General features: G+C 74.9%; 8 protein-coding genes. 7 read left to right on the top strand and 1 reads right to left on the bottom strand.

Annotated elements, in window-relative coordinates:
• Nucleotides 1-106: 106 nt before the first annotated feature.
• The 6 genes from G5C65_RS20765 (at nt 107) to G5C65_RS20740 (ending at nt 9,190) form a co-directional block, all read left to right on the top strand.
• On the top strand, nt 107-1,075 hold the full coding sequence (locus G5C65_RS20765; RefSeq protein ID WP_165300391.1) for a LysR family transcriptional regulator: 969 nt from the start codon (nt 107-109) through the stop codon (nt 1,073-1,075).
• A 96-nt stretch (nt 1,076-1,171) separates the two neighbouring features.
• Nucleotides 1,172-2,560, top strand: a complete 1,389-nt coding sequence (locus G5C65_RS20760; protein WP_165300390.1) for a carbohydrate-binding protein — start codon at nt 1,172-1,174, stop codon at nt 2,558-2,560.
• Nucleotides 2,561-2,720: 160 nt separating this feature from the next.
• Nucleotides 2,721-3,911, top strand: a complete 1,191-nt coding sequence (locus G5C65_RS20755; protein WP_165300389.1) for an acyl-CoA dehydrogenase family protein — start codon at nt 2,721-2,723, stop codon at nt 3,909-3,911.
• Between the two features lie 157 nt (nt 3,912-4,068).
• Nucleotides 4,069-6,300: a serine/threonine-protein kinase gene (locus tag G5C65_RS20750; RefSeq protein ID WP_165300388.1), complete on the top strand. Its 2,232-nt coding sequence runs from the start codon at nt 4,069-4,071 to the stop codon at nt 6,298-6,300.
• Between the two features lie 103 nt (nt 6,301-6,403).
• Nucleotides 6,404-7,510: an NAD(P)H-dependent flavin oxidoreductase gene (locus tag G5C65_RS20745; RefSeq protein WP_165300393.1), complete on the top strand. Its 1,107-nt coding sequence runs from the start codon at nt 6,404-6,406 to the stop codon at nt 7,508-7,510.
• 144 nt (nt 7,511-7,654) lie between these two features.
• Nucleotides 7,655-9,190, top strand: a complete 1,536-nt coding sequence (locus G5C65_RS20740) for an AMP-binding protein (protein ID WP_165300392.1) — start codon at nt 7,655-7,657, stop codon at nt 9,188-9,190.
• 161 nt (nt 9,191-9,351) lie between these two features.
• Here G5C65_RS20740 and G5C65_RS20735 read toward each other — a convergent pair whose 3' ends face one another.
• Nucleotides 9,352-10,986: an AMP-binding protein gene (locus G5C65_RS20735; protein ID WP_165300387.1), complete on the bottom strand. Its 1,635-nt coding sequence runs from the start codon at nt 10,984-10,986 to the stop codon at nt 9,352-9,354.
• 166 nt (nt 10,987-11,152) lie between these two features.
• On the opposite strand from G5C65_RS20735, the gene G5C65_RS20730 reads away from it, so the two are divergent.
• Nucleotides 11,153-11,409 (top strand): enoyl-CoA hydratase-related protein (locus G5C65_RS20730; RefSeq protein WP_206442080.1); only part of this gene is annotated, 257 nt, incomplete at its 3' end.

Here is an 11,409-nt window from a genome sequence, read left to right as displayed (position 1 = left end):
CCCCTGGCCCACCACGCCCGCCGGTGAGGGTGCGGGAACGGTTCCCACCCGGGATGCTGCGGCCGGTCCCTTGCGGGACCCCCGGGCCCGCCCCAAGCTGTGCCGCATGGATCTGGAGCTGCGGCACCTCAAGGTCGTCTGGGCTATCGCCGAGGCCGGGAGCCTGACGCGCGCTGCGACGGGCCTGGGCCTCGCGCAGCCCGCGCTCAGCGCCCAGCTGAAGCGGCTGGAACGGTCGCTCGGGGGCGAGCTGTTCATCCGCGGCCCGCACGGCGTACGCCCCACCCCGCTGGGCGAACTGGTGCTGGACCGGGCGCGGGTGCTGGTGCCCGCGGTGACGGAGCTGCAGGAGGAGGCCCGCAGGTTCAGCCGGGAGAGCGCCGCGCGCACCGGGCTGCCCAGGTTCCGGCTCGGCGGGACCCACGGGCCGCTGCTGGGCGGCCTGGTGGACCGGCTGGCCACCGCGCACCCCCAGGCGCCGGTCACCACGTACACCTCCTGGTCCCTGGTCGAGCTGGCCGGTCTGCTGGTCGAGGGGCGCATCGACTACGCGCTGGGCGGGGTGTGCGGCGAGAGCCAGCCGCCCTGCCAGGGACGGCTGGTGTGGCGAGAAGTCGCCACGGACCCGGTGTTCCTGATGCTGCGCGAGGACCATCCGCTGGTGGACCGGGAGGAGATACCGCTCGGTGACATGGCCCGCGAGAACTGGGTGGACGTCCCCGGCGACGGCTGCTTCGCGGAGTGCTTCGCCGCCGCGTGCGCCCGGGTCGGCTTCACCCCCGACTCGGTGTACGAGACGGACACCGCGGCCAGCATCCACCTGGTGCAGGTGGGCCGCGCCGTCGGGCTGTGCCGCGCGACGTTCCCGCCCACGCCGGGCCTGGTGACCCGGGCGATCGCCGGGGCGCCGCTGCTGTGGCGGCACGTCCTGGGCTGGTACCCGGGGTCGCCCGCCGCCGAGGCGGGCGCCGCCACCCTCGCGCAGGCGCGGGCCGCGCACCAGGACGCGGTGGCGCTCAGCCCGAGCTTCACCCGCTGGCGCCGGGTCCATCAACGGGAGCTGGGGGAGCCATAACGCCGTGGGAGGGGGAGAGCTGGGAGGTCCAGACCTATGCCGGGAACGGCTACGGTTTCGCCAACCCCCGCTCGACATACGCCAGGGAGCACCCCCATGGTTCATGCGAGATCCGCTCCATCCACCCCACGCCGCTCACGCACGGCGACCGCCGCCGTGACCGCCGCCCTCGCCGCGGGCGCACTGATCCTGGCCGGGTTCTCCGGCCAGGCCGCGGCCCAGCCGACCGCTCCCGACCGGGCGCCCGTCGCCGATGACCAGCTCTCACCGGGCCTGTTGAAGGCCATGAACGAGGACCTCGGGCTGTCCCGGGCCGACGCGAAGGCCCGGATCGCGAACGAGAACGACGCGGCCCGCACGGCCGCGGAACTGCGCACAGCGCTCGGCGGCAGCTACGCCGGCGCGCACGTCAGCGGCACCACCTCGGACCGGCTCACCGTCTCCACCACCGACCGGTCCGAGGTGGCCACGATCACCGGGGCCGGCGCCCGCGCCCGGGTCGTCGAGCGCGGACTGCCCGCGCTCGACGGCGTGCTGAAGAAGCTCGACCGCGCGGCGCACGGCACCGCCCCCGAGTCCGTGTCGACCTGGTACATCGACGTCAAGCACAACCGGGTGGTCGTCGAGTCCGCGCGCACGGCCGCGGCCCGCGCCTTCCTGGACCGGGCCGGGGTGGACCGCTCCGAGGTGACGGTGCGGCACTCCACGGCCCAGCCGCGCCCGCTGTACGACGTACGCGGCGGCGACGCCTACTACATGGGCAGCGGCGGCCGCTGCTCCGTCGGCTTCTCGGTGACGCGCGGCCAGGGCACCGGCGGCTTCGTCACCGCGGGCCACTGCGGCCGGCCCGGCACCTCCACCTCCGGCTTCAACCGGCAGGCCCAGGGCAGCTTCCAGGGCTCCACCTTCCCCGGCCGCGACTACGCGTGGGTCTCGGTCAACAGCAACTGGACGACTACCCCGATGGTCAACGGCTACGGCCGGGGCGACGTGCGGGTCACCGGCTCCACGGAGTCGGTGGAGGGCACCTCCATATGCCGCTCCGGCTCCACGACCGGCTGGCACTGCGGCACCGTGCAGCAGCGCAACACCAGCGTGTCCTACCCCCAGGGCACGGTGAACGGCGTGACCCGGACCAGCGTGTGCGCCGAGCCCGGTGACTCGGGCGGCGCGTACGTCACCGGCACCGAGGCCCAGGGCATGACCTCCGGCGGCTCCGGCGACTGCAGCCGCGGCGGCACCACGTTCTTCCAGCCGGTCAACCCGGCGCTCCAGGTGTACGGCCTGGCGCTGGTCACCGAGAACGGCGACGACCCCGGCGACCCGCCGGACCCGCCGGACCCGGGCACCTGGGCGGCCGGGAGCAGCTACCAGGCGGGTGACACCGTCACCTACGACGGCGCCTCCTACCGCTGCATCCAGTCGCACACCGCGCTGCCGGGCTGGGAGCCCCCGAACGCGCCGTCGCTGTGGGAACGCGGCTGAGCCCCGCGGGCCTCGGCCCGAACCGCGAGGACGTGCACCGCGTCTGAACCGCTGTCCATTCCCATGTGATGGAACACGTTCTACCGTGTGCGCCGCCGCCGGACGCTATTGCTCCAGCGCCCGGCGGCGGCTTCTCATGCTCTGCAGAGACGGAGGGGACGTGTACCTCGACTACACCTCACAGCAGCGGCGGCTCCGCGACGAGCTGCGCACCTACTTCGCGGACCTGGTCCCGGAGGACGCGTACTACCACGGCACCGACCCCGCGGCGCGCAAGCGCCACTACCGCGAGACCGTGCGCCGTCTCGGCGCCGACGGCTGGCTCGGCGTCGGCTGGCCCGCCGAGTACGGCGGGCGCGGCATGTCGGCCATGGAGCAGTTCGTCTTCTTCGACGAGGCAGCGCAGGCGGGCGTTCCGCTCCCGCTGATGGCGCTGAACACCGTCGGGCCGACGCTGATGCAGTTCGGCACCGACGAGCAGAAGGCGTACTTCCTGCCCCGCATCCTCACCGGCGAGCTCGACTTCGCCATCGGCTACAGCGAGCCTGAGGCAGGCACCGACCTGGCCGCACTGCGGACCCGGGCCGTACGGGAGGGGGACGTGGACAGCGGCCACTACACCGTCAACGGGCAGAAGATCTGGACCACCAACGGCGACACCGCCGACTGGGTCTGGCTCGCCGTCCGCACCGACCCGGAGGCCGCGCCGCACCAGGGCATCACCCTGCTCCTCGTCCCCACCAGCGACCCCGGCTACTCCTGCACCGTCATCAACACCCTGGCCGGGCACGACACCACGGCCAGCTACTACGAGGACATCCGGGTCCCGGCCTCCCGCCGGGTCGGCGAGGAGAACCGGGGCTGGCGGCTGATCACCACCCAGCTCAACCACGAGCGGGTCACTCTCGCTGCACACGGCAGCATGGCCATCCGCGCCCTGCGCGACGTGCGGCGCTGGGCGGCGGACACCAAGCTCGCCGACGGCCGCCGGGTGCTCGACCTCGGCTGGGTGCGCACCCTGCTGGCCCGCACCCACACCCGGCTCGACGCGATGAAGCTGCTCAACTGGCAGATGGTGGACGCCCTCGACAAGGGCACCCTCACCCCGCAGGACGCCTCCGCCGCCAAGGTGTACGGCAGCGAGGCGCGGCGCGACGCGTACGCCTGGCTGATGGAGGCCGTCGGCGCGGCCGGACCGCTGGCCGAGGGCTCCGCCGGCGCGGTGCTCCGCGGCGAGCTGGAGCGCGGCTACCGCAGCGCCGTCATCTTCACCTTCGGCGGCGGCAACAACGAGATCCAGCGCGAGATCATCTCCTGGATCGGCCTCGGGATGCCGCGGGTGCGCCGCTGAAGCCCCGTGAGCGGCCCGCCGGGCCCGCCGGCCCGCCAGTCAAGTCCTCCGATGACCGGTGTACGCCGTACCCGCGCAGCGGACGGGCGGCCATACTGAGCAGAAGGGGAGGGCGCGCGGCGACGCGCGGTGACGACGACGGGGGCTGCGGCGAGCCATGGCGGACAACACCCTGATCCAGGGCCGTTACCGGCTGCTCGACATCATCGGACGCGGCGGCATGGGGGAGGTGTGGCGGGCCCGCGACGAGTCGCTGGGCAGGCACGTCGCCGTCAAATGCCTCAAGCCGCGGGGTGCGCGGGCGGCGGCGACGGGGCCGGACGGCGGCACCGGCGCCCGGGTGCTCAGGGAGCGGTTCCGGCGCGAGGCACGGGTCGCCGCGGCGCTCCAGCACCGGGGCGTGACCGTCGTCCACGACTTCGGCGAGCACGAGGGCATGCTCTACCTGGTGATGGAGCTGCTGCAGGGGCGCAATCTCAGCCAGCTGCTGGCCGCGCGCCAGGGCGGGCCGCTGCCCGTGCCCGAGGTCGTCGACGTGGCCGAACAGGTCGCGGCGGCCCTGGCCTACACCCACGACCAGGGCGTCGTGCACCGCGACCTGAAGCCCGCCAACGTGGTGCGGAGCGGCGACGGCACCGTCAAGATCTGCGACTTCGGCATCGCCCGGCTCGGCCGCGACATCGGCTTCACCACCCGCCTCACCGGTTCCGGTATCGCGATGGGCACCCCGCACTACATGTCGCCGGAGCAGATCGAGGGCACCGCCGTCGACCACCGCAGCGATCTGTACTCGCTGGGCTGCGTGCTCTACGAACTCGCCACCGGCACCCCGCCGTTCGACCACCCGGACGCCTGGGTGGTGCTGCTCGGCCACCGCGACACGGCCCCGGAGCCGCCCCGCGCCCGCCGCCCCGAGGTGCCCGCGCCGCTGGAGGAGGCCATCCTCCGGCTACTGGCGAAGGACCCCGGCGCCCGGACGTCCAGCGCATCCGAGCTGACGGCCGGCCTGGCGCCCGCGCGCGGTGCCCCCGGCACGGGCCCGCCGGGGTTCCCCGAGCCCGCCGGGACCGCCGGTCCCGGCGAGCCCCCGCTGCCCCCGTGGACGCGGGGGATGGCGGGCGGTTCCCGGGCGAGCGGGGCCTGGCCGTCCCGCACCGGCGGCCCGCCGCACGGCGGGCCCGGGGTCGCGGCGCTCACCGGTCAGTGGACCGGCGGGGCGGTGGGCGCGCCGCGCCGCACGCCGTCGCCCGAGCTGGTCGCCGTGCTGGCCAGCCGCCACGACGCCGGGATCCGGCTGGCCCGCCTCGGCCGCTGGGAGGAGGCCGGCGAGGTGCACCGGGCCGTGGCCGAGGAGCGCGCCCGCACGCTCGGCCCCGGCCACCCCGACACCCTCGCCAGCCGGGGTGAACTCGCCTTCGCCCTCAGCAGGCTGGGCCGGCACGCCGAGGCGCTGCGCGCGTACGAGGCGGTGGCGGCGGGGCGTGCCGCCGGCCTCGGGGCCGAGCACCCGGAAACGCTCGCGGCGCGGCAGGAGGCGGCGTACGCGCTGGGGCGGCTCGGCCGCCACCACGACGCGCACCGCGGGTACGCCGAGGTGCTGGCGGCGCGGGAGCGCACCATGGGGCCCGAGCACCCGGATACGCTGCGCTGCCGCCACAACCTCGCCTGCAGCCTCGGCAGGCTCGGCAGGCAGGAGGAGTCGTACCGCCTGGCCGACGAGGTCGCGCGGGCCCGCGCCCGGGTGCTGGGCCCGGACCACCCGGACACGCTCGTCACCCGCTGCGAGGTGGCCTACGCGCTGGGCCGGCTGAACCGCTGGGAGGAGGCCCTGGCGGGGTACCGGGAGGTCGCCGCGGTCCGGGCCGGCACCGTCGGCCCGGACCACCCCGGCACCCTCGCCGCACGCTACGAGTCGGGCGTCTGCCTGGGCAGGCTGGGGCGGTACGCGGAGGCGCTGGACCTCTACCGCGACCTGGCGGCGGCCCGCGCCCGCGCACGCGGTCCGGCCGACCCGGAGACGCTGCGCGCGCGGCACGGGCTGGGCGTCGCGCTGGGGAGGCTGGGCCGCTGGCCGGAGGCGCTGGACCAGGCCAGGGAGGTCTGCGCCGCGCGCGAGCGCGTGCTCGGCCCCGACCACCCGGACACGCTGGTCAGCCGCCGGGAGATCGCGGTCGGGCTGGGCTGGCTGGGCCGCTGGGCCCAGGCCCTGGAGGTGTACCAGCACGTGGCGGCGGTGCGCGAGCGGGTGCTGGGCCCCGGCCACCCGGACACCGTCGCCGGCCGCGCGGACGAGGCGCACTGCCTGCAGCGGCTCGGGCACGCGGGGGGTCCCGACCGCGCGGGCCGGGTGTGCGCCGAGCCCGGCCACCGGCCCGGCGCGCGTCGCTGACCGGCCGCGGGAGCGCGGTGCCGGGGGCCACGGAAAAATCTGACGCTGCATCAGAAAGTGTCTTCCCTCCGCGGTTCCGCTGCGGCATGCTGCGCCCATGCCCCTGCAGACCGAGCTGAGCAGCCGACTGGGCGCCGAGCACGCCCTCTTCGGCTTCACCCCCTTCCCCGCGGTCGCCGCCGCGATCACCCGGGCCGGCGGCGTCGGCGTCCTCGGCGCGGTGCGCTACACCGACCCCGGCGCGCTCCGGCGCGACCTGGAGTGGCTGGACGCGCAGACCGGCGGACTGCCGTACGGGCTCGACGTCGTGATGCCCGTGGAGCGGGCCGAGGGCGTCACGGAGGCGGACGTGGAGGCGATGATCCCCGAGGAGCACCGCCGCTTCGTCCGCGACACCCTCGCCAAGCACGGCGTGCCCGAGCTGCCCGCCGGGGAGGACGGCGGCTGGCGCATCACCGGCTGGCTGGAGAGCGTCGCGCGCACCCAGCTCGACGTCGCCTTCGACCACCCGGTCGCGCTGCTCGCCAGCGCGCTCGGGCCGCCGCCGGCCGACGTCGTGGCCCGCTCCCACGCGCAGGGCGTCCCGGTGGCCGCCCTCGCGGGTACGGCCCGGCACGCCCGGCGGCACCGGGAGGCGGGCATCGACATCGTGGTGGCCCAGGGGTACGAGGCGGGCGGCCACACCGGGGAGATCGCGACGATGGTGCTGACGCCCGAGGTGGTCCGCGCCGTCGACCCGCTGCCGGTGCTGGCCGCGGGCGGCATCGGCAGCGGCGAGCAGCTGGCCGCCGCGCTCGCGCTGGGCGCCCAGGGCGGCTGGCTCGGCTCGGTCTGGCTGACCACCCGCGAGGCCGGGCTGCACGCGCGGGCGCTGACCCGCAAGCTGCTCGCCGCCGGATCCGGGGACACGGTGCGGTCGCGCGCCCTGACCGGGAAGCCCGCACGCCAGCTGCGGACGGCGTGGACGGACGCCTGGGACGACGCCGAGGGTCCGGGCCCGCTGCCGATGCCGCTGCAGGGCCTGCTGGTGGCGGAGGCCAACGCGCGGATCCAGCGGTGGGAGGTGGAGCCGCTGCTGGGCACTCCCGTGGGGCAGATCGTGGGCTCGATGAACTCCGAGAGATCCGTCCAGTCCGTCGTGGACGAGCTGACGCGGGGCTTCGAACGCGCGGTGACCCGGCTGCGCCGGCTCACCGGCGAGGGCGGCTAGACCGGGCCCTGCGGGGCGCTTCAGGGGCGCGGGGAACTGCGCGACCAGCTACAGAGCAGCCGCACTCTGCGACGCAACAGCAAGGGGCAGCCCCGACTCAGCACGATTCGCCGGAACCGGGCACCGCCAGTGAGGGGAGACGTCATCGTGGAGGCACCGAACGGGTTCTGGGCGCAGGCCCAGGAGGATCCGGACCGCACCGTACTCACCGCGCCCGACGGCACCCCGTGGAGCGCCGCGCGGCTGCACCGCGAGAGCAACCAGCTCGTCGGCGGGCTGCGTTCCGCGGGCCTGCGGGAGGGGGACGCGTTCGCCGTCGTCCTCCCGAACGGCGCGGAGTTCGTCACCGCCTATCTCGCGGCCCTCCAGGCCGGGTTCTACATGGTGCCCGTCAACCACCATCTCGTCGCGCCCGAGATCGCCTGGATCGTCGCGGACTCCGGAGCCAAGGTGCTGATCGCCCACGAGCGGTTCGGCGCGGCGGCCCGCGCCGCCGCCGACGAGGCGGGGCTGCCCGCCGGGCGGCGGTTCGCGGTCGGCGGTGCCGACGGCTTCCGGCCGTACCGGGAGCTGCTGGACGGCCAGCCGGCCGACCCGCCCGCCGGGCGCACCGGCGGCTGGGTGATGAACTACACCTCCGGCACCACGGGGCGCCCGCGCGGCATCCGCCGCCCGCTGCCGGGCAGGGCCCCCGAGGAGCAGTCGCTCGGCGGCTTCCTCGGCATCTTCGGCATCCGGCCCTTCGACGGCAACGTGCACCTGGTGTGCTCCCCCCTCTACCACACGGCCGTCCTCCAGTTCGCGGGCGCGGCGCTGCACCTGGGGCACCCGCTGGTGGTGATGGACAAGTGGCGCCCGGAGGAGATGCTGCGGCTCATCGAGGCCCACCGCTGCACGCACACCCACATGGTGCCCACCCAGTTCCACCGGCTCCTCGCGCTGCCGGAGGAGACCCGCGCCGCCTACGACGTCTCGTCGCTGCGGCACGCCATCCACGGCGCCGCGCCCTGCCCCGACCATGTGAAGCGGGCGATGATCGACTGGTGGGGCGGGTGCGTCGAGGAGTACTACGCGGCCAGCGAGGGCGGCGGCGCCTTCGCCACGGCGGAGGACTGGCTCAAGCGGCCCGGCACCGTCGGCAGGGCCTGGCCGATCAGCGAGCTGGCCGTCTTCGACGACGACGGCAACCGGCTGCCCCCGGGCGAGCTCGGCACCGTGTACATGCGGATGACCACCGGCGGCTTCACCTACCACCGGGACGAGGACAAGACGCGCCGCAGCCGCGTCGGGGACTTCTTCACCGTCGGAGACCTGGGCTACCTGGACGAGGAGGGCTATCTCTTCCTCCGCGACCGCAAGATCGACATGATCATCTCCGGCGGCGTCAACATCTACCCCGCCGAGATCGAGGCGGCGCTGCTCACCCACCCCGGCGTGGCCGACGCCGCGGCCTTCGGCCTGCCGCACGACGACTGGGGCGAGGAGGTCAAGGCCGTCGTGGAGGCGGCCCCGGGGCATGCGCCGGGGCCCGCGCTGGCCGAGGAGATCCTGGAGCACTGCGCGGACCGGCTCGCGGGCTACAAGCGCCCGAGGTCCGTGGACTTCGTCCCCGAGATGCCCCGCGACCCCAACGGCAAGCTCTACAAGCGCCGGCTGCGCGAACGGTTCCTTCCGGACTAGGGGGTGTTTCGAAAGCCCCGCACGCCACCTGGAACGCCCGGCACGTGCTCTCGCCGCACCGGCCGAAAGCCCGAGTACGCCCAGTACGAGGGCTTTCACCCGGCACGCCGAGAGCACGCACCGGACGCCCCATGCGCCGCACGGGGCTTTCGAAACACCCCCTAGGCGTCGGCCCCCGCGTCCGCCAGGGCGACCTCGCGGGCCCAGCGGTAGTCCGCCTTGCCGCTGGGGGAGCGCTGGATGGCGCGGGTGACCACGACCGTGCGCGGCACCTTGTACCCCGCGAGCCGGGTGCGGCAGTGCGCCCGTACCGCCTCGGCCGACAGCGGCTCGGCCCCGGCGCGCGGCTGGACGACGGCAGCGACGCCGGTGCCCCAGTGCCGGTGGGGGACGCCGGTGACCAGCGCGTCGTAGATGTCCGGGTGGGCTTTGAGCACCTCTTCCACCTCCTCCGGGTAGACCTTCTCGCCGCCGGTGTTGATGCACTGGGAGCCGCGGCCGAGGACCGTGACCACGCCGTCGTCGTCGACGGTCGCCATGTCGCCGAGCAGCACCCACCGCGCGCCGTCGGCCTCGAAGAAGGTCTCGGCGCTGTGCTCCGGGTCGTTGTAGTAGCCCAGCGGGACGTGTCCGCGCAGCGCGATCCGCCCCGGCTCGCCGGGCGCGACGGGGCGCCGGGTGGCGGGGTCGAGCACGGCCGTGCCGTCGTTCACCGTGATGCGGAAGCCCTGGGTGCCGCCCGCGTCGGGGGTCGCGGTGCCGTTGAAACCGGACTCGGAGGAGCCGAAGTTGTTGAGCAGCACGGTGTGCGGGGCCAGCTCGGCGAACTGGTCGCGCACCGTCTGCGAGAGCATCGCGCCGGAGCTGGACACCGCCAGCAGGGAGGTCAGGTCGGTGCCCGCCAGCGGTCCGCGCAGCGCGTCGATCAGCGGACGCAGCATGGCGTCCCCCACCAGCGAGACCGCCGTCACCCGCTCCCGCGCGATGGTGCGCAGCACCTCCTCGGGCACGAACTTCCGGTGGATGACCGCCTTCTGCGCGTAGTTGAACGCGATGAACAGCGTCAGCGTGGAGGTGCCGTGCATCAGCGGGGGCGTGGGGAAGAAGACCAGCCCCTCGCCCCCGGCCGCCGCCCGCTCGGCGAGCTCCTCGGGCCGCGAGACGGGCTCGCCGGTGGGCGCCCCGCCGCCCATGCCGGAGAAGAACAGGTCCTCGGAGCGCCACATCACTCCCTTGGGCATGCCCGTGGTGCCCCCGGTGTAGATGACGAACAGGTCGTCGCCGGAGCGCGGCCCGAAGTCCCGCAGCGGGGAGCCGGACGCCTCCGCCGCGGCGAAGGAGACGGGGGCGCGGCGGGGCTCGCGGGCGCCCTCGGGCGCAGTCCCGGCCCGGATCAGATGCCGGGGGGTGCCGGCGCGCGGCAGGGCCTCGACGACCCGCTCGGTGAACTCCGCGTCGAAGACGAGCGCGGCGAGGTCGGCGTCCCGGTACAGATAGGCCAGCTCATCGGCGACATAGCGGTAGTTGACGTTCACGGGCACGGCGCGGATCTTCAGGCAGGCCAGCAGCGTCTGCACGTACTCGACGCCGTTGTACAGATGCAGGCCCACGTGCTCGCCGGCGCCGACGCCGCTGTCCTGGAGGTGGTGCGCCAGCCGGTTGGCCGCCCCGTCCAGCTCGGCGTAGCTGAGGCGGCGCTCCGCACCGGTGCCGGGGTGGTCCACGTACACCAGCGCCTCGCGGCCGGGGACGGTGTCGGTGATCGACTCGAACAGGTCGGCAAGGTTGTACTCCACGGCACTCCTCCTCAACCGGCGGTGGCGGTCATCAGAGCACCGGCGCGCAGAGGTGGGAAGGCCCGCGGCAGCGAAAATCTGACTTCCCGTCAGAAAACTCTTGCGGCGGCCGGATGGTTACTGCAACCTGTTCCAGGTCCACACCCGGCAGGACGGGAGGCACCGCATGGGCGGCACCGAACATCTGTCCGTGGAGCGGGAGGGCGCCACGCTCGTGCTCACCCTCAACCGCCCCGAGGCCAAGAACGCCCTGTCCCTGCCGATGCTCGTCGGCCTGTACGACGGCTGGCTGGAGGCCGACGCGGACGACGCCGTGCGCTCCGTCGTGCTCACCGGCGCGGGCGGCGCGTTCTGCGCGGGCATGGACCTCAAGGCGCTCGCCGGGGACGGCTCCGGCGACGGGGCCGGCAGCGGGTTCGGGGC

The sequence above is a fragment of the Streptomyces boncukensis genome (assembly GCF_011045075.1).
Lineage (GTDB): Bacteria > Actinomycetota > Actinomycetes > Streptomycetales > Streptomycetaceae > Streptomyces > Streptomyces boncukensis.
The sequence above is the reverse complement of the archived record's forward strand: the minus strand, read 5'-3'. Positions and strand labels throughout refer to the sequence as shown.

Excerpts from the sequence above, each read along its gene's own strand:
- G5C65_RS20765 (WP_165300391.1), top strand. The coding sequence starts at position 107 with ATGGATCTGGAGCTGCGGCACCTCAAGGTCGTCTGGGCTATCGCCGAG.
- G5C65_RS20760 (WP_165300390.1), top strand. The coding sequence starts at position 1,172 with ATGGTTCATGCGAGATCCGCTCCATCCACCCCACGCCGCTCACGCACG.
- G5C65_RS20750 (WP_165300388.1), top strand. The coding sequence starts at position 4,069 with ATGGCGGACAACACCCTGATCCAGGGCCGTTACCGGCTGCTCGACATC.